The sequence below is a fragment of the Paracoccus sp. (in: a-proteobacteria) genome (assembly GCF_030538495.1).
GTDB lineage: Bacteria > Pseudomonadota > Alphaproteobacteria > Rhodobacterales > Rhodobacteraceae > Paracoccus.
In genome coordinates this window covers 131517-155701 of record NZ_JAUNTW010000007.1, presented here as the reverse complement: position 1 = coordinate 155701, position 24185 = coordinate 131517, and the positions used below count along the sequence as shown (strand labels likewise).

The 24185-nt window shown below is 60.2% G+C and carries 22 protein-coding genes and 1 tRNA gene; 9 read left to right on the top strand and 14 right to left on the bottom strand.

The features are described 5' to 3' along the window. Positions 1 to 53: 53 nt before the first annotated feature. The 4 genes from Q4G20_RS08835 to Q4G20_RS08820 form a co-directional block, all read right to left on the bottom strand. Positions 54 to 1466: a DNA recombination protein RmuC gene (locus tag Q4G20_RS08835; protein WP_303343071.1), complete on the bottom strand. Its 1413-nt coding sequence runs from the start codon at positions 1464 to 1466 to the stop codon at positions 54 to 56. Positions 1467 to 1539: 73 nt separating this feature from the next. Then, entirely contained in the window at positions 1540 to 3519 is a 1980-nt protein-coding gene (rpoD, locus tag Q4G20_RS08830) for an RNA polymerase sigma factor RpoD (RefSeq protein ID WP_303343070.1), read from the bottom strand. Positions 3520 to 3659: 140 nt separating this feature from the next. Further along, complete coding sequence (dnaG, locus tag Q4G20_RS08825) at positions 3660 to 5519, bottom strand: DNA primase (protein WP_303343068.1); 1860 nt, start codon at positions 5517 to 5519, stop codon at positions 3660 to 3662. Positions 5520 to 5583: 64 nt separating this feature from the next. Next, the gene (locus Q4G20_RS08820) at positions 5584 to 6171 is read right to left on the bottom strand and encodes a TetR/AcrR family transcriptional regulator (protein ID WP_303343067.1); all 588 of its coding nucleotides are present in this window, start codon (positions 6169 to 6171) and stop codon (positions 5584 to 5586) included. An 87-nt stretch (positions 6172 to 6258) separates the two neighbouring features. Here Q4G20_RS08820 and Q4G20_RS08815 point away from each other — a divergent pair, with 87 nt between their 5' ends. The 5 genes from Q4G20_RS08815 to gluQRS all read left to right on the top strand — a co-directional run bounded on the left by Q4G20_RS08815 (position 6259) and on the right by gluQRS (position 10837). Then, positions 6259 to 6504 (top strand): hypothetical protein, encoded by a 246-nt coding sequence (locus Q4G20_RS08815; protein ID WP_303343065.1) that lies wholly within the window; start codon positions 6259 to 6261, stop codon positions 6502 to 6504. Between the two features lie 57 nt (positions 6505 to 6561). Then, on the top strand, positions 6562 to 7728 hold the full coding sequence (locus Q4G20_RS08810) for an alpha-hydroxy acid oxidase (protein WP_303343064.1): 1167 nt from the start codon (positions 6562 to 6564) through the stop codon (positions 7726 to 7728). Positions 7729 to 7953: 225 nt separating this feature from the next. Beyond that, complete coding sequence (locus Q4G20_RS08805) at positions 7954 to 8574, top strand: 50S ribosomal protein L25/general stress protein Ctc (protein WP_303343063.1); 621 nt, start codon at positions 7954 to 7956, stop codon at positions 8572 to 8574. A 101-nt stretch (positions 8575 to 8675) separates the two neighbouring features. Beyond that, positions 8676 to 10013: a methylenetetrahydrofolate--tRNA-(uracil(54)-C(5))-methyltransferase (FADH(2)-oxidizing) TrmFO gene (gene trmFO, locus Q4G20_RS08800; protein ID WP_303343062.1), complete on the top strand. Its 1338-nt coding sequence runs from the start codon at positions 8676 to 8678 to the stop codon at positions 10011 to 10013. After that, positions 9995 to 10837 (top strand): tRNA glutamyl-Q(34) synthetase GluQRS, encoded by an 843-nt coding sequence (gene gluQRS / locus Q4G20_RS08795; RefSeq protein WP_303343061.1) that lies wholly within the window; start codon positions 9995 to 9997, stop codon positions 10835 to 10837. Before trmFO ends, gluQRS begins: the two co-directional genes overlap by 19 nt. On the opposite strand, the gene hisI is transcribed toward gluQRS, so the two are convergent. Then, positions 10821 to 11174 (bottom strand): phosphoribosyl-AMP cyclohydrolase, encoded by a 354-nt coding sequence (gene hisI, locus Q4G20_RS08790; RefSeq protein WP_303343060.1) that lies wholly within the window; start codon positions 11172 to 11174, stop codon positions 10821 to 10823. The genes gluQRS and hisI overlap by 17 nt on opposite strands. 62 nt (positions 11175 to 11236) lie before the next feature. Here hisI and Q4G20_RS08785 point away from each other — a divergent pair, with 62 nt between their 5' ends. Next, positions 11237 to 11677, top strand: a complete 441-nt coding sequence (locus tag Q4G20_RS08785; RefSeq protein ID WP_303343059.1) for an iron-sulfur cluster assembly scaffold protein — start codon at positions 11237 to 11239, stop codon at positions 11675 to 11677. A gap of 261 nt (positions 11678 to 11938) precedes the next feature. Here Q4G20_RS08785 and recG read toward each other — a convergent pair whose 3' ends face one another. From recG to Q4G20_RS08765, 4 genes are all read right to left on the bottom strand, one after another. After that, positions 11939 to 14035: an ATP-dependent DNA helicase RecG gene (gene recG / locus Q4G20_RS08780; RefSeq protein ID WP_303343058.1), complete on the bottom strand. Its 2097-nt coding sequence runs from the start codon at positions 14033 to 14035 to the stop codon at positions 11939 to 11941. Further along, on the bottom strand, positions 14022 to 16154 hold the full coding sequence (ligA, locus tag Q4G20_RS08775; protein ID WP_303343057.1) for an NAD-dependent DNA ligase LigA: 2133 nt from the start codon (positions 16152 to 16154) through the stop codon (positions 14022 to 14024). Before ligA ends, recG begins: the two co-directional genes overlap by 14 nt. Before the next feature lie 103 nt (positions 16155 to 16257). Then, a complete protein-coding gene (gene ctrA, locus Q4G20_RS08770) occupies positions 16258 to 16968 on the bottom strand; it encodes a response regulator transcription factor CtrA (RefSeq protein ID WP_303343056.1) in 711 nt (236 codons plus the stop codon). Positions 16969 to 17062: 94 nt separating this feature from the next. Further along, on the bottom strand, positions 17063 to 17338 hold the full coding sequence (locus Q4G20_RS08765) for a DUF1153 domain-containing protein (RefSeq protein ID WP_303343055.1): 276 nt from the start codon (positions 17336 to 17338) through the stop codon (positions 17063 to 17065). A 166-nt stretch (positions 17339 to 17504) separates the two neighbouring features. Between Q4G20_RS08765 and mnmA the strand changes: the two genes are divergently transcribed. Beyond that, complete coding sequence (gene mnmA / locus Q4G20_RS08760; RefSeq protein WP_303343054.1) at positions 17505 to 18665, top strand: tRNA 2-thiouridine(34) synthase MnmA; 1161 nt, start codon at positions 17505 to 17507, stop codon at positions 18663 to 18665. On the opposite strand, the gene Q4G20_RS08755 is transcribed toward mnmA, so the two are convergent. Beyond that, positions 18637 to 19047: a SufE family protein gene (locus Q4G20_RS08755; RefSeq protein WP_303343053.1), complete on the bottom strand. Its 411-nt coding sequence runs from the start codon at positions 19045 to 19047 to the stop codon at positions 18637 to 18639. The two genes, mnmA and Q4G20_RS08755, sit on opposite strands and share 29 nt — an antisense overlap. Positions 19048 to 19158: 111 nt before the next feature. Between Q4G20_RS08755 and Q4G20_RS08750 the strand changes: the two genes are divergently transcribed. Both Q4G20_RS08750 and Q4G20_RS08745 read left to right on the top strand, forming a co-directional pair. Continuing rightward, positions 19159 to 19659 (top strand): hypothetical protein, encoded by a 501-nt coding sequence (locus Q4G20_RS08750; RefSeq protein WP_303343052.1) that lies wholly within the window; start codon positions 19159 to 19161, stop codon positions 19657 to 19659. A gap of 45 nt (positions 19660 to 19704) precedes the next feature. Then, positions 19705 to 19794: transfer RNA gene (locus tag Q4G20_RS08745), tRNA-Ser, on the top strand. A gap of 491 nt (positions 19795 to 20285) precedes the next feature. Here the strand turns inward: Q4G20_RS08745 and Q4G20_RS08740 are convergent. From Q4G20_RS08740 to Q4G20_RS08725, 4 genes are all read right to left on the bottom strand, one after another. After that, entirely contained in the window at positions 20286 to 20591 is a 306-nt protein-coding gene (locus Q4G20_RS08740) for a hypothetical protein (protein WP_303343050.1), read from the bottom strand. Between the two features lie 108 nt (positions 20592 to 20699). Continuing rightward, on the bottom strand, positions 20700 to 21380 hold the full coding sequence (locus tag Q4G20_RS08735; RefSeq protein ID WP_303343049.1) for a hypothetical protein: 681 nt from the start codon (positions 21378 to 21380) through the stop codon (positions 20700 to 20702). 65 nt (positions 21381 to 21445) lie between these two features. Beyond that, positions 21446 to 22540 carry a GSCFA domain-containing protein gene (locus Q4G20_RS08730; protein WP_303343048.1) on the bottom strand — a complete coding sequence of 365 codons (1095 nt, stop codon included), beginning with the start codon at positions 22538 to 22540 and terminating at the stop codon, positions 21446 to 21448. Positions 22541 to 22783: 243 nt separating this feature from the next. Then, the gene (locus Q4G20_RS08725; protein WP_303343047.1) at positions 22784 to 23941 is read right to left on the bottom strand and encodes an AAA family ATPase; all 1158 of its coding nucleotides are present in this window, start codon (positions 23939 to 23941) and stop codon (positions 22784 to 22786) included. Positions 23942 to 24185 lie beyond the last annotated feature (244 nt).

Below are 24185 nucleotides of genomic sequence, written 5' to 3'. Positions count from 1 at the left end.
CAGGATACAAAATGCGCGGTGCTGCACCTGTGGCGGGAAAGTCGCGCTGATCGTTATTCGGCAGGGTGATCGGATGACAAGGCCGGTGCTTCGTCCGCGTCATGGTCCATGTTGATCTGTTTATTGGTCCGCGCCCCCAGTTCCCGCAACATTTCCACCTGCCGGATCACATTGCCGCTGCCGCGGCTCAGCCGGTCCATGGCCTGACTATGCGCGCGCCCTGCCTGATCCAAGGCTTTGCCAACCCCCTCCATCGAATCCACGAAACCGGCAACCTTGTCATAGAGTTGCCCCGCACGGCTGGCGATCGCCATTGCGTTGCTTTCGCGGCGTTCAACCGACCAGATGTGATCAACCGTGCGCAGGGTCAGCATCAACGTGGTGGGGGTAGTCAGACCGATGCGACGTTCCATAGCGAAATGCGCCAGTTCCGGATCGGCGCGCAGAGCTTCGGAAAACGCACCTTCGATTGGAATGAACATCAGCACATAATCAACCGACGCATCGTCAATCCGGTGATAGCCTTTGTCGGCCAAGGTGTTGATATGGTTGCGCATAGCCGCGACATGCCGGCGCAGCCCCGCCTGCGCCTGTTCGGGATCATCGCAATTTACGCTGAATTCATAGTCATTCAGCGACACCTTACTGTCGATCACCAGCACCTTTTCGCGGGGCATTTTCACCACGACATCGGGGCGCCACATCTTGCCTGCCTCATCGCGCCAACTGGATTGCAGGTCGTAATGCGTGCCGGCGATCAGTCCCGATTCCTCAAGCAGACGTTCCAGAACCATTTCGCCCCAAGCGCCCTGACGTTGCTTTTCGCCCTTTAAGGCGCGGGTCAGATTGACCGCCTCGCGCGAGATTTCTTCGGACCTTTGATGCAGCGACAGGATTTGTTCGCGCAGTCGCGCACCTTCTTCGTCCAAGACTTTGTTTCGGCTTTGCAATTCTGTCTGGAACCGATGCACCTGATCGCGGAATGGCGTCAGCAGGGCGTTTAATTGATCGCTCTGCGCCTTTTGCAGATCACCACCCTGAACACGCAGAGTTTCCGATGATAACGCCTTGAAATGCGTGGTCATTTCCGCGCGCAAGTCACGCAGAGTCTCAACATCACGCGCGGCGGATTCGCGGTCTTTGTCGGCCGCCAGCCGCGTTTCCGCAAGCCGGGTTTCCAGCGTGCCGTTTTGCTGTCGCGCCAGATGCAGGGCGTCGTTCAGAGCGTCGCGTTCCTCGACCAATTCAGCCAGTCGCGCCTGCCCACCCTCGGCCCGCGTTTCCAATTGGCTGATGCGCAATTCGGCCTGACGCAGCGTATCATCGGAAGATCGCGCACCCGCAGACGCGCGCCAATACAAAACCGCAAAAACAAACGCAACAACAGCGGCACAGATCAATCCGATCTGCACCACAGCCAGATCAGCAAACCAAGCCCCCACGAATGAAGCGTCAAAAGGTGACATTGCGCGTCCTTATCCAATACGCGCAATGTTCACATTTTACCCCACAACCGCAAGGCCGAATCTGCGTAAAATTTTACTGATCGAGGAACGACCGCAGTTTCCGCGACCGCGACGGGTGCTTCAATTTCCGCAACGCCTTTGCCTCGATCTGGCGAATACGTTCGCGGGTCACGCTGAATTGCTGGCCGACTTCTTCCAGAGTGTGGTCGGTATTCATGCCAATACCAAACCGCATCCGCAAAACGCGTTCTTCGCGCGCGGTTAAACTGGCCAATACCCGAGTGGTGGTTTCTTTCAGATTTTCCTGAATAGCGGAATCCAGCGGCAAAACGGCGTTTTTATCTTCGATAAAATCGCCCAATTGGCTGTCTTCTTCGTCACCGATTGGCGTTTCAAGGCTGATGGGCTCTTTGGCGATTTTCATCACCTTGCGAACCTTTTCCAGCGGCATTTGCAGTTTTTCGGCCAATTCTTCGGGCGTCGGTTCGCGGCCAATTTCGTGCAGCATTTGGCGGCCGGTGCGGACCAATTTATTGATCGTTTCGATCATATGCACCGGAATCCGAATAGTGCGGGCCTGATCGGCAATACTGCGGGTAATCGCCTGACGAATCCACCACGTCGCATAGGTGCTGAATTTATAACCACGACGATATTCGAATTTATCGACCGCTTTCATCAGGCCGATATTGCCTTCTTGAATAAGATCAAGGAATTGCAGACCGCGATTGGTGTATTTTTTGGCGATGCTGATGACCAGACGCAGGTTCGCCTCGACCATTTCTTTTTTGGCCTGACGCGCCTCTTTTTCGCCGCGCTGCACTTGGGACACAATGCGGCGGAATTCTTCGATGTCAACGCCGACATATTGGCCGACTTCGGCCATATCGCCGCGCAGTTTTTCAACCTGATCGCGCGAACGGTCAAACAAAGCCTGCCACCCACGGCCCGCATTTTGCGACATGCGGTCAACCCAGGTCGGGTCCAATTCCGCACCGCGATAGGCGTCAATAAATTCACGGCGATTAATCCGCGCGGCGTCGGCCAGTTTAACCATGCCGGAATCAATCGTCACAATCCGACGGTTAATCCCATAGAGCTGGTCCACCAAAGCCTCAATCCGGCCATTATTCAGGTGCAGTGAATTGACCAGAACCACAATTTCGCTGCGCAGTTTTTGATATTTGATTTCAGCCGCTGCCGAGAAACTGTTATCTTCGTTCAGCGTTGCCGACATGCGCTGATCTTGCATATCGGCCAGCAATTCATAATCGCGGGCAATGGCTTCGAGCGTTTCCAGAACCTTGGGTTTCAGGCTGGCTTCCATAGCGGCCAGCGACAGATTCGCGCCTTCGTCGTCGTCTTCGTCGTCATCGGACCGCAGCGGGTTGCCGTCGGCGTCGAATTCTTCGCGTTTCTGGGCGGGGGCGGCGGCGTCCGAATCGGCGGTCAGAACATCGACATCTTCATCGCCTTCTTCGCCATCCATCGACTGACCGAAGGTGGTTTCCAAGTCGATCACGTCGCGCAGAAGGATTTCTTCGTCCAGCAATTCTTCGCGCCAGAGGGTGATGGCCTTGAACGTCAGCGGGCTTTCGCACAGGCCCGCGATCATGGTGTTGCGGCCGGCCTCGATCCGTTTGGCAATGGCGATTTCGCCTTCGCGCGACAGCAATTCAACGCTGCCCATTTCGCGCAGATACATGCGAACGGGGTCGTCGGTGCGGTCCAGTTTTTCGGTTTCGGCGGTCGCAACGGCGATTTCACGCGACCCGGATCCGGTAGTGGCGACGGCGCCGCCTTCGGATTCTTCGGCTTCGTCCTCGTCTTCGACGACGTTCACGCCCATTTCGGACAGCATCGACATCACATCTTCGATCTGTTCGCTGCTGACCTGTTCGGGCGGCAGGACGGTGTTCAGCTGATCATAGGTGATGTAGCCGCGTTCGCGCGCCTCGGCGATCATTTTCTTGACGGCCGCCTGGCTCATATCCAGCGAATGGGCGCTGTCGTCGCGGTCGGCTTTATCCTGTTCGTCGTCCTTGGCGGCCATTTTCGGTCCTTAGCTTGCGTGAAGTGATTCGCGAATCGCCCGAATCACGACAGAATTTTTACGTTTCTAGCCCGATAAAGGGCCGAGTCAAAGGCCCAAACCGGCGGGTGATTCGTCGCACCCTGCCGGTGATTCGGCCCCTAGCGTCGCGGCGGTTTGCGCCAGATTTCCCCGTCCAGCCAGTCGGACAGTTGCGACAGCAGCGCGCCACGGTCTTCGTCCAGATCGCCGGTGTCTTCCATATCGGGACGCTCGGCGCGGTGCCGGGCGCGGCTGGTCTGACGCAGGCGCCAGGTCAGCCCTTCGTCGGTTTCGCCCTGAATTTCCGCCTCGGCCCGCGCCAATTCGGCTTGCGCGGCACGCTGCGCTTCGAGCCGGTCCAAAAGGTTAATCAACATCGCGGCGGCGGCATCATCGGTTTGTTGCGAAATCAGGGCGGGGGTGAGGCTGAGATGGGCATCACAGCGCAGCGTTTCAAGGCAGCGTTCGCCCGCCGCGCATTGCCCCCCGGTCAGCAAATCATGCAGCAACGCGGCCCGGTCGCCGTCGCGCGGGATCAGCCGTTCCAGCCGCGTATCCACCTGCGCAATCACCGCCGGACGCAGCGCGCAGATCAGCAAAACCGCGCCTTCCAGCACGAAATCGGGCGATTCGGGAACGGGAACATGCAGCGCGGGCGTCGGCGTGCGCCGCGCCCCTGCCCCGCGACCCTGACGCTGCGCGCCGAACAATTCCCAGACTTTGCCACGAATTTCGCGGGTATAGTGCTGACGCGTCACCTCATCCGGGATGCGCGCAACGGCATCGGCCAGACGTTTATCCAGTGCCGCTTTGCGTTCGGGGCTGTCGAACACCTGACCTTCGGTTTCGCGGGCAAACAGCAGATCGACCAGCGGGCGCGCCGCCGCCAGCAGCGCGGCCATGGCCCCCGGCCCGGCAGCCTTGATCAGATCGTCGGGATCCTGACCGGCGGGCAGCATCACGAACCGCAGCGCCTGCCCCGGCCCGGTCAGCGGCAACGCCAGATCAATCAGCCGCTGCGCCGCGCGTTGCCCCGCCGCGTCCCCGTCCAAGGCAATCACCGGTTCGGGCGAAATCCGCCACATCAGGCGCAACTGATCTTCGGTGATCGCGGTGCCAAGGGGGGCGACCGCGCCGCCAAAACCCGCACGCGACAGGGCGATCACGTCCATATAGCCCTCGGCCACGATCAGGGGCTGGCCTTTGGCCACGGCGCTGCGGGCGGGGGCAAGGTTATAAAGATTGCGGCCCTTATCAAACAACGGGGTTTCGGGGCTGTTGAGGTATTTCGCGCGCGCGTTCGGGTCCATGGCGCGGCCTCCGAACCCGATGCAGCGCCCCTGCCCGTCACGGATCGGAAACATGATCCGCCCGCGAAACCGGTCATAAGGCGCGCCTTGATCGGGACGCGCCGACATCCCCGATTCAACGATCAGCTTTTCGTCAAACCCTTTTTCCCGCAGCGCACCGGTCAGCGCATGGCGGGCATCGGGCGCGAAGCCGATGTCGAACTGATCCAAGGCATCCGCATCCAAGCCCCGCCGCGCCAGATAATCGCGCGCATCCGCCGCCGCAGCGGTCTGCAATTGCAGGCGAAACCAGCGAACTGACGCCTCGGTCACGTCGAACAGACGGGTGCGGTGATCGGTTTTGGCCTGCGCGCGCGGGTCGGGTTCGGGCATCTGAACGCCCGCCTCGGACGCCAGAACCTTGACCGCTTCGATAAAGCTTAGCCCGTCCGATTCGCGCAGAAATGTCAGAGCGTCGCCTTTGGCGTGGCAGCCAAAGCAGTAATAAAAGCCCTTTTGGTCGTCGCAGTGAAAGCTGGCTGATTTTTCCTGATGGAACGGGCATGGCGCCCACCAATCGCCCTTGGCCTGATTGGATTTGCGCAAATCCCACACGACTTTGCGCCCGATCACCCGGCTGATCGGGATGCGGTTGCGCAAATCGTCAAGAAATCCGGGCGGCAGGGACATAATCAGGCGTCGTTTCGGTGGATGGGGTGCGTCAGTGAGTATTTGGGCACAGAAGAAGCGGCGGTCAATGCGCCCCAACCGCGCCGCGCGCAAGACCCCAGTAAATGTCTCCGATCCGCGCGCGGTCCAGACGTCCGCCTTCGCGATACCAGTTCGTGACCCCGGTCAGCATCGCGATCAGCGCCAGCGTGGTTAATTTGGGGTCGTCAAACCGCATGACCCCCGCCGCCGCTCCGTCGCGCAAGATCGTTTCCAGTGCCGATTCATAGCGCCCGCGCAATTCCGCGATCACCGCGAAATGGTCGGGGGTCAGGTTCCGCAGCTCCATATAGGACAGGAACACCGCGTCGGAATGATCCAGACTGAACCCGATGTGAAAGCGCACGAACCGTTCCAGCCGCGCCAGCGGGTCGGCGTCCGCATCGTCGCGCCATTCTGCCAGCAGGTGCTGCATATGGCTGGCCAACAGATCGAACAAAAGCGCCTGTTTATCAGGGATATAGGCATAGAGCGCCCCCGCCTGCACCCCCACGGCCGCCGCAATCTGGCGCATCGACACCGCCGCATAGCCCTGTCGCGCGAACAGGCGACGGGCTTCGTCACGAAGCAGAGGGCCGGTAATATCGGCGCGTGATCCTTGGGTGCGTGCCATGCCACCTTGTAGGTCGCCCGCGCGCCAAGGGAAAGCCCGTTGCCCAACCCCGCGCGCCGCCGTAATCTGCGCCGCATGAGATATGCTGTGATCATTATTCTGATTTTGGCCGGTTGCGCGGATCGCGGCGACTATCCGGCGCTGCTGCCCACCGATCAGGTGCTGGCCGCGCCGGTCGTGCCGGTCCATGCGCGCCCTGCCGCCGCCGATCCCGCGCCGGTTGTGGCGGCGGCGACATCGCGCGCGGATGCGGTGCGGGCGCGGGCGGATCGTCTGCGCGGCCCGGTCATTGATCCCGCCACCCGCGCCCGGATGCAAGCCGCGCGCCGCTGATTGCAGCGCGCCACCGGCATTGTTACAGTTCCCCCGTCATTAGGGAGAAGGCCGACAATGCCCGTCATTACCTGCATCGAGGATCTGAAACGACTGCATCATGCGCGCACGCCACGGATGTTTTATGATTATGCCGAATCGGGCAGTTACACCGAACAAACCTTTCGTGAAAACACGACCGACTTTGCGCAGCTGAAGCTGCGACAAAAGGTGGCGGTTGATATGTCGAACCGCAATCTGACATCCGAAATGGTGGGTCTGCCGGTGACGATGCCGGTCGGTCTGGCCCCGGTTGGCCTGACAGGGATGCAGCACGCCGATGGCGAAATCCACGCCGCCCGCGCGGCGGAAAAGTTCGGCGTTCCCTTTGCCCTGTCCACCATGTCCATCTGTTCGATCGAGGATGTGGCGGCGGCGACGACAAAACCCTTTATGTTTCAGCTGTATGTGATGAAGGATCAGGATTTTCTGGCCGCCATCATCGAACGCGCCAAACGCGCCAATTGCAGCGCCTTGGTTCTGACGCTGGATCTGCAAATCCTGGGTCAGCGGCATAAGGATCTGAAAAACGGCCTGTCCGCGCCACCGAAACTGACTCTGCCTGTCCTGCTGGATCTGGCGACCAAATGGCGGTGGGGCATGGGGATGCTGCAAACCAAACGCCGCGGCTTTGGCAATATCGTGGGCCATGTGAAAGAGGTCGGCGACACATCATCCCTGATGAGCTGGATCGCGGATCAGTTCGATGAACGGCTGGATTGGGACAAAATCGCCCGCATCCGCGATATGTGGGGCGGCAAGCTGATCCTGAAAGGCGTGCTGGACCCCGAAGACGCCCGCATTGCCGCCGATTTCGGGGCTGACGCGATTGTTGTTTCGAATCACGGCGGGCGGCAATTGGATGGCGCGCTGTCGTCAATTCGTATGCTGCCCCATATCGTGCAAGCCGTTGGCGATCAGGTGGAAATTCACATGGACAGCGGCATCCGGTCGGGTCAGGACGTGCTGAAGGCGCTGTCGCTGGGCGCGGATGCCACCTGGATCGGGCGCGCCTTTATCCACGGTCTGGGTGCCATGGGCGAGGCCGGCGTGACCCGCGCGCTTGAGGTCATCCGCAAAGAACTGGATGTCAGCATGGCCCTGTGCGGCGAACGCGACATTCATCAGGTTGGCCCGCATAACGTGCTGGTGCCGCAGGGGTTTTTGAACGAATACGGTGCCTGATGGGGTGAGACCGGGCGCCAGCCCCCCCAGCCTGCCAACTGGTGGGCAGGCGTTCGACGGGGAAAAGGTCCACTGGACCTTTTCCTGATCCGTCTCACTCCGGGATATTTAGCCACAGAAGATAAAACGGCTTTACAAAACGCGTCTGCTGGCGTATACGCGCCGCCTGTCGTCACGCACCCTTGGAGGGTGACGGCATCACATAACTGATTAAGGAATATGACTATGGCCAAAGAGATCCCGGATCTGGTGGCCGAGGCACGCGCGGGGACAGGCAAGGGGGCCGCCCGCCAAGCTCGCCGCGAAGGCAAGGTGCCCGGTATCGTGTATGGTGACAACAAAGAACCCGTCGCCGTCGCGTTTGAATTCAACAAGCTGCTGACGCAACTGCGCGCAGGCCGCTTCATGTCCACCCTGTGGAACCTGAAAGTGGACGGTCAGGACGACGTTCGCGTGATCTGCCGCGCCGTGCAAAAGGACGTTGTGAAGGATCTGCCGATCCACATCGACTTTATGCGCCTGCGCCGCACGTCGAAAGTGAACCTGTTCATCCCGGTTGAATTTGTGAACCATGACAAATGCCCCGGCCTGAAGCGTGGTGGCACTCTGGTCACCGTCCGCGCCGAGGTTGAGCTGGTCGTCACCGCTGGCGACATTCCCGATCACATCACCGTTGATCTGGAAGGTCTGAATGTCGGCGACACCATTCACATTGGCGATGTGAAACTGCCCGCCGGCGCCAAGCCGACCATCGACCGCAACTTTGTGATCGCCAACATCGCTGCCCCCTCGGCGCTGCGGTCCAGCGATGACGAAGAAGCCGAAGGCGAAGCCGCGGCCGAATAATCAGCATTTGATTCAAATGCTGTGCAAACAGGGGGCGGTGCCGTTGGTGCCGCCCTTTCAATTTATCTAAGTTTCGCTAATCTGCCCCGCAGGAGGATCGCATGGAACCCGTTCACATCATTGGCGCCGGTCTGGCCGGGTCCGAGGCCGCTTGGCAGGTGGCTCGGGCGGGCGTCCCGGTGGTTTTGCACGAAATGCGCCCCGCTGTGGAAACATTTGCGCATCGCACCGGCGATTGTGCGGAAATGGTGTGCTCGAACAGTTTCCGGTCCGATGATGATGTGATGAACGCCGTTGGGCTGCTGCATTGGGAAATGCGCGCGGCGGATGGGTTGATCATGGCCATGGCCGACCGGCACCGTTTGCCGGCGGGTGGCGCGCTTGCCGTGGATCGCGACGCGTTTTCGGGCGCGGTCACCGATGCGCTGCGGGCGGATCCGCTGATCGACATTGTTCCCGGCGAAATCAGTGACTTGCCCAGTGATGGAAACTGGATCGTGGCGACGGGGCCGCTGACCTCGGACAAGCTGGCCCATGCGATCCGTGGGGTGACCGGCACCGAATCGCTGGCCTTTTTCGATGCGATTGCGCCCATTGTTCACGCCGAAACCATTGATATGTCGGTGGCGTGGGAACAAAGCCGCTATGACAAGGGCGAGACCGAGGCTGAACGCCGCGCTTATATCAATTGCCCGATGACGCGCGACGAATACGAAGCCTTCATCGACGCGCTGCTGGCCGCCGACAAAACCGAATTTCACGAAGGCGAAACCGCTGGTTATTTCGACGGTTGCCTGCCGATCGAGGTAATGGCCGAACGCGGCCGTGAAACCCTGCGCCACGGCCCGATGAAGCCGGTTGGTCTGACCAATGCGCATAAACCCGATGAAAAAGCCTATGCCGTGGTGCAGCTGCGACGTGATAACGCATTGGGAACACTGTATAATATCGTTGGTTTCCAGACTAAGATGAAATATGGAGCGCAGACGCAGGTGTTTCGGATGATCCCCGGCCTGCACAATGCCAGCTTTGCCCGGCTGGGCGGGATTCACCGCAACAGTTTCCTGAACTCGCCCACTTTGCTGGATGATCGGATGCGGTTGCGGCTGCGCCCAAATCTGCGATTCGCCGGACAGGTGACGGGGGTCGAAGGCTACGTCGAAAGCGCGGCCATGGGGCTGTTGGCCGGTCGGATGGCGGCGGCGCAGGCGCGCGGCGGCGATTTGGCCCCGCCGCCTTATACCACGGCCATGGGCGCCTTGGTGAACCACATCACCGGCGGCGCGGATGCCAAGACGTTTCAGCCGATGAACGTTAATTTCGGCCTGTTCCCACCTTTGGATGATGTGCGCGGCGGGCGGCGCGGGCGCAAGGATCGTTACCCCGCCTATACCGACCGGGCCAAGGCGGATTTCACGGCATGGCTGGCCGCGCAGTAACGCGATTCGCGCCGTCACCCACCGGGTTGTTGCATCTGGGCCACGCCTATTCGGCCCTGATCGCGGCACAATCCGGCGCGTTTCACCTGCGGATCGAAGATATTGACTGCGACCGCTGCACACCGGAATTCGAGGACGCGATTTACGAAGATTTAACCTGGCTGGGGTTAAACTGGCCGCGTCCGGTCATGCGGCAATCCGACCGGATGGCCGAATACCGGGCGGCGCTGCGGCGGCTGGCGCCGTTAACCTATCCCTGCCGCTGCCGTCGCGGCGATATTCGGGCGGCCTTGTCCGCGCCGCAAGAAGGCGCGTTGCCCGCCGGCCCCGATGGACTGATCTATCCCGGCACTTGTCGCGGGCGTCGGATGGATAAGGCTGACCCAGATGATGTGATCCGGCTGGATGTCGGGCGCGCCTTTGATGCGATGCAGATCGACCGGATCGGGTTTCAGGATCGCGGCATGGCCTTGCCCAGCGAATTGACCCGCGATCAATTCCGGGACAGGATCGGAGATGTCATCCTGTCGCGGCGGGGGATGGGCACCAGCTATCATCTGGCGGTCGTGGTTGATGACGCCGCGCAGGGGGTGACATTGGTCACGCGCGGGAAAGACCTGTTTGATTCAACCTTTATTCATATTCTGCTGCAACGCCTGTTGAATCTGCCGATGCCCGCCTATCATCACCACGCCCTGATCCGCGATGATGCGGGCAAAAGGCTGGCCAAACGCGATGATGCCCGCGCGATCCGCCAATATCGGCAGGACGGCGCGACGCCCGACGATATTCGCCGGATGGTCGGACTTACTGCGGCTCCATAATCACAATCTCGGCCCCGCCACGAATCGCCGTGTAAAAACAACTGCGTCGGTTGGTGTGACAGGCTGGCCCGGTTTGACGCAGCACGGCCAGCAGGCAATCGCGGTCGCAATCGACGCGCAATTCGACCAATTCCTGAATATGGCCGGAACTTTCACCTTTGACCCAAAAGGATTGCCGCGACCGCGACCAATAGGTGACGCGCCCGGTCTCCAGCGTTTGCGCGACCGCCTGCGCGTTCATCCACGCCATCATCAGCACCTCGCCCGTATCGGCGTCCTGCGCAATGGCCGGGATCAGCCCGTTTGCGTCATATTTAAGGCTGGCGGGATCAAACATCGGGTTTCCTTTCGCTGACTGCCCCCCTATCTAATCCGCAGCCCCGCCACAGGAAAGAACCGATGGCCGACAGCGACCTGATGCAGCTTTATTCCCGCCGTATTCTGGCGCTGACCACGGCGATTCCGCATCAGGGCCGGCTGGATCCCTGCGACGGTCATGCCATGCGGCGGTCACCGCAATGCGGATCATCGGTCACCGTCACCTTGCGCATGAACGGCAACCGCATCGCCGATTTCGCGCAAGAGGTCCGCGCCTGCGCCTTAGGTCAGGCATCGGCGGCGGTTCTGGGCAGAGCCGTCCTAGGCTGCACCCGCGACGACATCGCAACGGCGCGCGACCAATTGGTCGCGATGCTGACATCCGACGCCGCAGCACCCGCCGCCCCCTTTGACGCGGCCGAGGCATTGTTACCCGCCCGCGATTATCCGAACCGACATCCGTCAATCCTGCTGGCATGGGACGCGACATTGGCCGCCATTGACCAAGCCGCATCGGAATAAAAGGGCCAACCCCAAAAGATTGGCCAAGTTACGCATTGCGACCGGGACAATTGGCGCACAGGCGTGGGCGCCGTCGCAATGCGGGCAGTAAACTCAGACGCCGAAAAAGGCGGGCAACCACAGGACAACCGTGGTGGTCAGGCCAACAGCGGTCAGGCCAAGAACATCAGTGATCAGGTCGCGGGTCATGGGCAATCTCCTCTTGTTGCCCCTTTGTTCCATGATTCGCGCCCCTTTGTAAAGAACAATTTAGGAACAAGTTTAACCAATTTGTATCAATTTGATGGCTTGATCTTGGCCCATCATCCACATCAACATGCGAACAGCCTGCCCCCGTTGCGTTTCCAGCCCCGGATCGCGATCCAATAATGCCCGCGCATCCTGCCGCGCGACCGCCATCAGCCCCGGCTGATGTTCCAAATCCGCGATGCGAAATCGCGGCACACCCGATTGTGCGGTGCCGATCACATCCCCGGCGCCGCGCATGGCCAGATCAACCTCGGCGATGCGGAAACCGTCCTCGGTGTCGCGCAAGGTGGTTAACCGCTGCGCGCCGGTGTCGTTCAACGGCGCGTGATACAGTAACACACAGGTCGAGGCTCCGGCCCCGCGCCCCACCCGCCCGCGCAGCTGATGCAACTGCGCCAGACCGAAACTTTCGGCGCGTTCGATCACCATGATCGTGGCCTCTGGCACATCCACGCCGACCTCGATCACCGTGGTTGCGACCAGAATCTGCGCGCGCCCCGACGCGAAATCGGCCATTGCGGCATCGCGTTGATCGGCGGGCATTTGACCGTGAACCAGCCGAACCGCATCGCCAAACTGCGCGCGCAACGTGGTAAACCGCGCCTCGGCCGCGGTCAGATCGCTGACCTCGCTTTCGTCCACCAAGGGGCAGACCCAATAGGCGCGCGCCCCCTCCGCCAAGGCCGCGCCCAGCCGCGCCGTAACCTGATCCAGCCGTTCGTCGCTGATCATCACGGTGGTGATCGGCTGGCGTCCGGGCGGTTTTTCGTCCAACACCGACAGGTCCAGATCGCCATATTGGGTTAACGCCAGCGATCGCGGGATCGGGGTTGCGGTCATGATTAACATATCGGGCGGCGCCGCGCCCTTGGCCGACAGCTCTAACCGCTGGGCCACGCCAAACCGATGCTGTTCGTCGATAATTGCCAGACGAAGATCATGAAATTCAACGTCTTTTTGGAAAACGGCATGGGTGCCGACCAGCACGTCGACCTCGCCCCCGGCCAAGCCGGTCAGGATCTGCGCCCGCGCCTCGCCTTTGTCCCGACCGGTTAATGCGACCAGCCGAACCCCCGCCGCCTGCGCCAGCGGTTGCAGCGCGCGCGCATGTTGGCGGGCCAGAATTTCGGTCGGTGCCATCAGCACCGCCTGCCCGCCCGATTCGACGGCGACCAAGGCCGCCAGAAACGCGACCAGCGTTTTTCCCGCGCCCACATCCCCCTGCAACAGGCGATTCATGCGTGTGTCGCTGGCCATATCGGCGGCAATTTCCGCGACCGCGCGCCTTTGCGCCCCCGTCGGAGGCCATGGCAAACGGTCCAAAACCGCGCGGCGCAGGCGACCATCACCGGGGCTTGCGCGACCCTTGGCCCGCTTTTTGTCGCGCCGAACCAGTGCCAGCGTCATCTGATGCGCCAAAAATTCGTCATAGGCCAAACGCGCGCGCGCCGGATGATCGGGCGATAAATCGCGTGGCGAATCAGGGGTATGCGCCTGATGCAACGCATCGACAAAGCCCGGCCACCCGCGTTCGGCCATCAGTTGCGGGTCGATCCATTCATCCACTTCGGGCAGGCGCGTTAACGCCGCCTGCGCCGCCCGCGTCATCACCCGCTGCGTCAACCCGGCAGAGAGCGGATACATCGCCTCGAACCCAGCGGGGGCTGGGTCGGTGTCGCGCAAAATGTGGTCGGGATGGACGATCTGCGCCAGCCCGTCGAACAGTTCGATCTTGCCGCTGATGATGCGGCGCGCGCCGACGGGCAATTGCTGTTCGATCCAATCGCGGCGCGGGTGAAAAAACACCAGCGTCACATCCCCTACCCCGTCGCTGCAATGCACGCGCCAAGGGCGGCCCTTAGCGGCGGGCGGGTGATGGCGCGTGACCGTGACCGAAATCGTCACAATTTCAGGTGCTTGCGCGTCCGAAATGCGGTCGATCCGCCGCCGCGTGACGCCATTCACCGGCAGGGTCAGCACCAGATCGCGCGGCAGATCGACGCCCATCTGCGACAGCGCCGCCCGGCCCTTGGGTCCGATTCCGGGCAAGGTTTCGATGCCTGCAAACAGCGGAAATAACGCGGGCGGCCGCCCCTTAGGCGCTGTCATTGGCGATCCGCAGCCATTCATCTTCGTCAATCACGGTCACGCCCAGTTGCGCGGCCTTGGTCGCTTTGGACCCGGCCCCCGGTCCCGCGATCAACAAATCGGTTTTGGCACTGACCGAGCCCGCAACCTTGGCGCCCATGGCTTCGGCCCGCGCCTTCGCCTCGGCCCGCGTCATTTTCTCCAGCGTGCCGGTGAACACCAGCGTTTTCCCTGTGATTTCGGTCTGTTGCGCCGTGCGCCCTTCATCCGGCAGAATGGTTAACTGGCGGGTCAGCCGGTCGATCCCGGCGCGTTCGATGGGTTGCGCGAATGTCGTCACCAGTGATGTCACCAGCACCGCACCGATGCCGTCAATGCCGGTTAATTCGGCCCAATGCGGACTGTCGGGCAGCGCGGCGCGGCGTGTTTTGTCGTCAGACGCGACAAAGGCCGGTTCCTGCGCCGCCGCGTCAATCGCGGTTAACAGCGCGTCCCAGTTATGGAAATGTCGCGCCAATATGGTCGCGGCGACCTCACCGACATGGCGGATGCCCAGTGCAAAGATCAGACGCGCCAGCGGGATCGTCCGGCGCGTGTCGATGGCGGCGAACAGCTTTTCCACCGACCGGTCGCCAAAGCCATCGCGGTTTTTCAGGCGGGCCAGATTGGTGGCATCGCGCGCGGCCAGCGTGAAAATATCGGCGGGTTCGCGGATGGGCAGGGTGTCGTCGGCAAAAAACATCTCGATCTGTTTGGCACCCAGACCGTCGATGTCAAAAGCCGCGCGCCCGACGAAATGTTTCAGTTTTTCAACGGCCTGCGCGGGGCAAATCATGCCACCTGTGCAGCGCCGCACCGAATCGCCCGGTTCGCGGATCGCCTCCGACCCGCAATCGGGGCAGTGATCGGGAAAGACAAAGGCCGCGCTGTCCGCCGGTCGTCGTGTCAGGTCAACATCCGCGATTTTCGGGATCACATCGCCCGCGCGGTAGATCTGCACCCAATCGCCGGCGCGAATATCGCGACCGTCGCGGATCGCCGCGCCGTTGCTGTCGCGCCCGGCGATGTAATCTTCGTTATGCAGGGTCGCGTTCGACACGACGACCCCGCCGACCGTCACCGGGTCCAGCCGCGCAACCGGAGACAGCGCGCCGGTGCGGCCGACCTGAATTTCGATCCGGTCCAGCCGGGTCCAGGCCAATTCCGCGGGGAATTTATGCGCAATCGCCCAGCGGGGCGTCGTAGATCGGAACCCCAACCGCGCCTGCCAGCCCAGATCATTGACCTTATACACCACGCCGTCGATGTCATAACCCAACGTCGCGCGTTGCTGTTCAATGCTGGCCCATGTCGCGATCAGATCGGTGGCAGAATGGCACAGCCGCATTAACGGATTGATCTGAAAACCAAATTCCTGAAACCGCTGCACCGCGTCGAATTGCGTTGCAGCCAGCGGTTCGCTGACCTGCCCCCAGCCATAGGCGAAAAAGCGCAGTGGGCGGGACGCCGTGACCGCCGGGTCAATCTGGCGCAGCGATCCGGCGGCGGCGTTGCGCGGGTTGGCGAAAACGCGCCCCTCGCCCGTGTTCAGCCGGGCGAAATCGTCATGCGCCATGTAAACCTCGCCCCGGATTTCCAGAATATCGGGTGCGCCGGTCAGGGTTTGGGGAATATCCGCAATCGTGCGGGCGTTCACGGTGACGTTTTCGCCGATACTGCCGTCGCCACGGGTTGCCGCCTGCACCAATTCGCCGCGTTCATAGCGCAGCGACAGCGACAGCCCGTCGATTTTCGGTTCCGCCGTCATGTCCAAAGGCGCGTCGGCGGCCAGACCCAAAAAGCTGCGGATCCGCGCGGCGAAATCGGTCACATCCGTTTCCGTGAACGCGTTTTCCAGCGACAGCATCCGCTGCGCATGGGTAACCTTACCGAAACCTTCGGCCGGGGCGGCGCCGACCTGCCCGGTAGGACTGTCCGGAGCGATCAGGGCGGGAAATTCCGCCTCTAACGCGGTCAGGCGGGCCTTGATCGCGTCATAATCGGCGTCCGACATGATCGGCGCGTCATGGGTGTGATAGGCCAGATTCGCCGCCGCAATCTGCGCCGACAGTTCCGCAATATCATCCGCGGCCTGCGTCATCTTATCCTGTGTCATCGCGCCCCCGGCATTCTGCCCTGTTCGGCGCGGTTGTGCCGTAAGCCGCGCGCGGCGTCCAGCACCCCCGCCACAGAACCGCAGATCGTCAGGCGCCCACGGCCATGCGTTCTTCGTTCATGGGGATGATGTCGCGCAGGACATAGCCGCGCCCCCAGACCGTTTCGATGGGACTGTCAAAGCCCAAGGCCTCGGCCAGTTTTTTGCGCAATTTGCAAATGAACACGTCGATGATTTTCAGTTCCGGTTCATCCATGCCGCCGTAAAGATGGTTCAGGAACATTTCTTTGGTCAGGGTCGTGCCTTTGCGCATGCTGAGCAGTTCAAGGATCTGATATTCCTTGCCCGTCAGATTTACCGGTTTCCCGCGCACCAGAACCGACCGCGCATCCAGATTGACGGTGATGTCGCCGGTGTGGATGATCGACTGGCTATGCCCTTTGGACCGGCGGATGATGGCCTGAATCCGGGCCTGCAATTCATCGCGGTTAAAGGGTTTGGTCATGTAATCATCCGCGCCGAAGCCGAAACCACGCAATTTGCTTTCGGTGTCGTCCGATCCGGTCAGGATCAGAATGGGCGTGTCGATCCGCGCCAGCCGCAGATGGCGCAAAACCTCCATCCCGTGCATGTCGGGCAGGTCCAGATCCAACAGGATCAGGTCGTAATCATACAGCTTGGCCAGATCAATTCCTTCTTCCCCCATATCGGTGAGAAATACATTGAAATTGGCCGCGGTCAGCATCAATTCGATCGCCCGCGCGGTGTTGGCGTCGTCTTCAACCAGAAGGATACGCATTTGTTCTAAGCCCTCGATTCGTCGCGTTCAGAACAGAATGAACCAAATGAGTTAACAAGACGTTACTTTCGCCAAAATTTTAACAAAATTCAACCTAAAGTTGTCTATAGCGTTGCAGCGCCGTGACCTTTAACGCAGATTTTCCATGCCGTTGCACCGCCATGCACCAGCTGTCGAATTCTTCTTCGGACAGGCCGTAGCGTTCCAAGGCATCGTTGCGCGACACCAGACCGTGATTCACGGCCTTAACGACGACCTCTTTTCGGCTGGCAACCCAACGGGTTGCGCTGTGCGGCAGGTCGGCCATGGACAAAATGCTGCCGTCATCCAGCGTAACCGTGCGGGGACCGGTGATTTTTTTCACGAACATCAAGCTCTCCTTCGTTGTTCATCTGTGCTTAGCGTCCGAAGTTTAATTCCCGGTTAGTCCAACCCGTTTTTTCGCCCTCTGTCAGCTTGAGAATACACAGCATTTACCTATATTTTGATCTATTCCGGGGCTTGCCACAGGTGCGAATCCCCGCCACAGAGGCCCCATGACCAGTCAGAACACAGCGCGAACCGATGAATTGAACAGCCTTGGCTTTGCCAAAAGTCCGGGCGACACCCGTGTGGTTGTGGCCATGTCGGGCGGGGTGGACAGTTCCGTCGTGGCCGCGCAGCTGAAGGCGCAGGGCTATGATGTCATCGGCGTGACGTTGCAGTTGTATGACCACGGCGCGGCCTTGGCGAAAAAGGGCGCCTGCTGCGCGGGGCAAGATATTCACGACGCGCGGCGCGTGGCGGAACGGATGGGGTTTCCGCATTACGTCCTTGATTACGAAAACAAATTCCGCGAATCGGTGATTGATGAATTTGCCGATGCGTATCTGGCGGGGGCGACGCCGGTTCCCTGCATCCGCTGCAATGAACGGGTGAAATTCCGCGATTTGCTGGAAACCGCGCGCGATCTGGATGCCGATTGCATGGCGACCGGGCATTATATTCAGCGCAAAATGGGCGATCAGCGGGCCGAGCTGCATATGGCGGCGGACCCCGCGCGGGATCAAAGCTATTTCCTGTTCTCCACCACGCAGGAACAGCTGGATTTCCTGCGCTTTCCGTTGGGTCATCTGGCCAGCAAAGCCGAAACCCGCGCATTGGCGGCGGAATATGGGCTGGGCGTGGCGGACAAGCCCGACAGTCAGGATATTTGCTTTGTCCCCAATGGCGATTACGCAGCTGTGATTGAAAAACTGCGCCCCGGCGCGGCGGATCCCGGCGATATTGTGGACATGAACGGCACGGTTCTGGGCCAGCATCGCGGCGTGATTCACTATACCATCGGGCAGCGGCGCGGTTTGGGAATCGGCGGCTTGGGCGACCCGCTTTATGTTGTGCGGCTGGACCCGGATGCGCGGCAGGTGATCGTGGGGCCGAAATCGGCACTGGCCACGACGATTGTTCCCGTGTCCGATGTGAACTGGCTGGGCGATGAACCGTTCGACGGCGAAATCCCGGTGAATGTGCGCATCCGGTCCACGCGCCCGCCGCGCCCGGCCATTCTGCGCCCCCTGCCCGGCCGCCGGGCCGAGGTGGAATTACTGACCGCCGAAGAAGGCGTCAGCCCCGGCCAAGCCTGCGTATTCTACGCCCCCGAAGGCACGCGAATCCTGGGCGGCGGCTGGATCAGCTTGCGTCGGCGGCCAGCAGCCTGATCCGCCCGATCATTGCGCGCACGCCGTTGGACCGCTGCGACGACAGATGTTCGTCCAGCCCCAGCCGCGCCAATTCCGCCTGCGCGTCCACCTGCGCGACCTCGGCCACCGGCAGCCCGGAATACAGCGCATGCAGCACCGCGATCAGCCCGCGCACGATCAGCGCGTCGCTGTCGCCGTGGAAATCGAACCGTCCGCCGTCAATCGCCGGCATGATCCAGACCTGACTGGCGCAGCCGTCCACCTTGGTCGCGGGAACCTGCAAGGCCGGATCCATCCCCGGCATGGCCTTGCCCAATTCGATGACATGGCGGTAACGATCTTCCCAATCGTCCAGAAATTCAAAGGTTTCGGCAATATCTTCGAATGCGGGGGTTGCCATCGGTGTCTCCTGATCTGTCGGCTTTGGGTAACCCGCACCGCCCCAAAGGTCAAAGAGGCTTTTCCGCGCCGCGACTTTGCCCTAACACAGAGACAACGACAGGAGGCCCGCATGACCCGACCGATTTTGCCGCTGATGCTGATTGCTGCGACCGCGTTGTCGGGCTGTGGCCGGATGGGGGACAGCGGCTGGAACCCGCTGGGCTGGTGGGGCAGCCGCAGCACCGCGCCGCAAACGCTGGCGCCCGAAGGCGGCTATCGTGACCAATCCGACCGTCGCCCCGGTGTGCCGCAGGTGCTGGCCGCAAGGTGGCAACCCTCGACCGAGGGGCGGCTCTTGGTCGTGCAGGGTTTCGCGCCGGTCAAAGGCTATTCCAATGCCGCCTTGGTGACCGCCGCGCCGCAACCCGGTGGCCGCATGGCGCCCGACGCCGACGGCGTGCTGCGCCTGCGTTTTGTCGCCCTGCCCCCTGCGGAAGGCACGCCCACCCTGCCCGCCACCCCGGCCACCGACACGATCACCGTGGCCCAATCGCTGAGCCATGTGCAGTTGTCGCGCATCACCGCCGTGGAAATCATGGGCGCCGCCAACACAATCAGCATCCGCCGCTGACACATACTTGTCACGGCCCGCGCAACCGTATAAGCCGCGCAGGTCGGAGGAGTGGCAGAGTGGTTTAATGCACCGGTCTTGAAAACCGACGAGGGTGAAAGTCCTCCGTGGGTTCGAATCCCACCTCCTCCGCCACACCATCTTTGCAAACCGCTGAAAAGATGGTATCATTTCCGCGACCGGGAAAATTCTTCCTACACTCCCCTCCCACAGCGCGACACGGCTTGAACGGGAACATGCTAGACGAGTGTAGCGTGACACAGATTTTTACACAGTTTGACACGAATAGTTGCAGCAGACGTTTTTGTGAAACTAACTCTTGAACATGCATTTAAGTGGTCCAGTTCTGCTGCCGGTCAGGCCCCGACACGCCGTCATCAGGTGATCGCCTATCAGCGCGGATTTCCAGACGCCGATGCGATTATAGGCCAGATGGTTGTTTGTGGGATTCGCCTCGCCGCCGATGATCAAGTTGCCCATCCCATGCGTCTTCAAGTCTGTGGTCCAGTTCTCGGATCGACCTCCGACATGGACCGATACTCACGCCCCTGAGATTACCAGAACAACACCGACCGGCTACGGCGCCGGCGGAAACGACCGCTGACCCGCAGTCGAGCCGACGCGGATCAAAACGCCAGCGGCTCGCCACCACGCGCGGCAATACGACGCTGACGACGCCACAATCGGCTGATTGATGCCATTATCGACTGAAACAATCGGGCGGCAATGGTGATGGCCGTATTGGTGCCGACGGCTAACTCCGTTCGTGAGTTGCCACCCATACCAACCCAGCCATCCGTCAGCGAGGGGCGCAGGACTGGATCGGCTTGCCGCCATACACTGCTAAGATCGCCCACCGACGACCATGCGGTTACCGCTCCGCCCTCGGTGGCCATGCGATCCGGGTGGGCTTCCAACAAGCCAAACACCATCAACGCCGCGTTTCAGGCCCTGTTCGACACTCTGGACAGATACAGCCACCACAACGGCAGGAAACACAATCCTGCGCAGCGAACGAATTGCGATTTCTTCAATAAGGATCAGAGAACGGTGCTTTCACGTCGCCTGATATCTTCGACGATTTTATTTGCAACGAAAAGACCCCAAGAGTCGTTCGCATGAACGCCGTCATCATCCGGCTCTTTGTTGTATTCAGGCGCCAGCAACAAACCATCTTGCCCCAGCTGCTCACGCAAATCAATCAGATGAACGCCCAGTTCATCCATTATTCTGCGCATTACATCGTCGTAAATCAGCCATGCCTTTTTTGTGTGATCCTCGAAGCGAGTTGGCCCGTAGAATGCAACGACGCAAGGAAACATGCGAACCAAGCTTGAATAAAAATCAGCATATTTTCGAGTATATTCCTGTGCAGCCGCTTTGATTGACCTTGACGACAGAAGCGAGGGATCTTCACCGTTAGCGCTTGCGGCCACGGCCAACTGCCTAGAGAAATGCGTCGCCGTCATGCCGATATTCGTGTAAACAGGAAGTCGTGTTGCAGACGCTTTTCTAATCGCTTTAGTGATAATCCCCTGTCTGTTTATCCTTTTTCTAACTTTATGCTCTCCATAGGTTCCAGCGTCCAGATATTCTGGTGAGATGTTGAAAACATGCAGCCCGCCGGGGTCATATTCAAGAGATGCATTCAGAAACACAGGTGAAGCACGACATTCTAACATCTCGAAACAAATATTATGACGAAACGCGGCATCACTCATAACACTCCAGTGAGAGTCGCCGAACACAAAAGCCTTATGTTTTTCTGACATTAAACGTCTATGCCCTACAGATCTTTGCTGAACTTATTCAGTTCGATTTCTTCACAGATGACGGCGTCCGCATCCTGGGCGTTCCGCACTGCCTGTTGAATTTCCTCGTCGATTTTTCCCTTCATATTCTTGGGCTGCGCGCCATCGACACCCAAACCAGCCAGAAAATGCTGCATGACGAATTCAACCGCATCAGCCCGCACGCTCCGGCGGTCATCACTGAACATTTGCCGGTTCAGGAACGGATTTGTAACAAGCTCGTAGGAAGGGAAATAATCAACATCCTGATGCGCATCGCAGAAATCGCCCGCTGCGGCGCGCAGAACTGATTTTGAATATGTGGTTGCCGTTAAAACATGCTGCCCATCGGCTGCCGTCGCAACCAGCGGCACCGGCGAAACGGTCAACAGCATACGAATTTCGGGGTTCAGATTCTTAACAAAGCCCCGGATCCTGACCAAGTCTTCGACAACATCATTGTAGGTCAGATTCGCAAATTGATGCGAAACGTCGTCAAAATCACCTTTTACCGTCCCGGGGCATGATGAATAGACAAGCCCCGTGTTTTTATTTTGCCAGCATTCCGTAAGGCCCAGAGTGAAAACAAAAACCGAAGCTTTCTCAATCGCCCTTTTCAGAGCCGCCAATGTGGCGCGCCTTGCGTCGAAAAGCTCATTTTCATCTTCAAAACCTTCGGGTTCAACCTGTGGCCGAGCAGGGTCGAAAAACGCGCCATCCCCACCCCAGACGTCGCGATCTTGCGATTCCGGGGATATTGTCCAGGACAACCACTGCGCCAACATTCGCGTCGTATAAATATTTCCGGTGCGTGCAGAAAAAAGACCATAGCCTAAAGATCGCGCCGTTTCTTCGCTAAGGCCGAACGGCGCGCGTTCCGCCTCGACCCATTCAAACCCCGCCCCGACCAATGCGCGGCTTATATGCTGCGCAAAGCACGACCCTAATGTCATGATCGGGTCATGTGGGGTTATACCAAATTTTGGACGCCACAGGTCCGCTAAAGGCGTTTGCGCCTGCGCCGAGCGTTCAACACTTGTGCGCCAAAATGCACGGCGTGGCAGTTTGTGATACGGGTGAGAACGGCCCATTACAGCCGCTTTCGAAAAGAAGAACGGCCTGAGGAACAATGGTGAAACGTCATTTGCGCCCTCTTTTCCGTCGCAATCCGGTCATGTTAATATGCTTTCCACAAACATGGCACCAATTCAACACTAAACTTAGAAAATCCCACCACTTTGGCCAAGGTATTACCTGCGCCCGCGTCGGGTCGCAAGCCCCGATTGCCCGCGCATATCCGACCCTGCCACCCATGCGCGGGGTCCGGGCCAGCATCATTGAAACACCCTGACGTCCGACAGGTCCGTCACTGCCTGAATCATGCGCGCCAGCTGCCGCAGAGATGTGCGTTTGCACGCCGCCTGACGTTGCCTGAGTGCGCCGCGAACCAGATCATTGGCGATGCCGTGCATGTCGTCCGGCAGCGATGCACGGATATGCTTGCGCGCAACGCAGGCCAGTTCCTCGGTCGTGGGGTCACGCAATTCAATCAGCGTGCAGCGATCCAGCAGCGCCTGAGACAGCGCCGCCGTCGAATTCGTCGTCATGACCCAATTCACCGACGACATATCAAACGGCACACGGTAATAGGGGCAGGTCCAGTGACGGGCGGTCGTGGGCTCGATCATCGATTTCAGAACCTCGACCGCTCCGGGCAGCGACGTCCCTTTGTTTGTGGATACCGCGTCGGGGATTTTGTCCAGCTCATCGACGATCACCAGCGGGTTGGCGATCTGCGTCTGAAGCATTGTTCCCACCAGTCGCCCAGGAGCCGCGCTGCCCCATCCCCGTTCGGTCCCCGATAAGGCAAAGGTCGCGCCGTTCGACGCGCCGATGTCGATATCGACGACCGGAACCCGAAACAGACGCGCCAGCGACCTGGCCCATTGCGATTTTCCGACACCCGGAGGGCCAGAGAGGATCAGCGGCGGCATGGTTAATCCCGCCGCACCCGTTCGCGTGGCGCGGTTCATGGCGTGCATCACAGCGACCGATGCCGGTTGCATCCACGGCGCGTCCTCATGCAGCGCCGCGATCCGTTCATGCATTTGGTGCTGGGTCACGACACCGGCGAATGTCCCCCGGCCAATCACGGCGCGGATCAGCTTGCTATCCGCCGCATTCAGGTGGGCCAGATGCCGGTCAAGCAGGGCGTTCCGCCGCTGCACAAAGCGGACAGCCCGATGAGCGGCCCGTTTCCAGCCGCTTGGCAGGTTGGGCGAAGCTCCGTCGTCTTCGTCATCATCCAAGCCATTCGCTGCGGCAAAATCGGCACCCAGCATCACAAGAATGTCGTCTTCGTCCGGGCAAGGCGCGGCATCGTCGCCCGAAAACTGCGCAATCCCGTGGCAAAAGCGGGCGGTGATCGCAGAAACCGACATATCCGGGGTCGTCGGGAAAGGCCGCGCGACGATACGTTTATTCTTAGACATCAACATACTCCTTCCAGCGGCCAGCCTTTCAGACCGGCCTTAAATGGCAAAAATCCGCTGAAAACGCGAAAGCGTCCTAGCGGGATGATCGCTGGAATATGCCGAAGGTTATGCTTTTGAGGGCGGCGCGATTGCGGCGCGTGTAAAACTGACGCACGGATCACCCTCCCCGTTTTTGGCCGGACACCCATTGCACGGCCACAGACGTAAATATTGGCATTTTATCGCATAATGACAAGGGCCG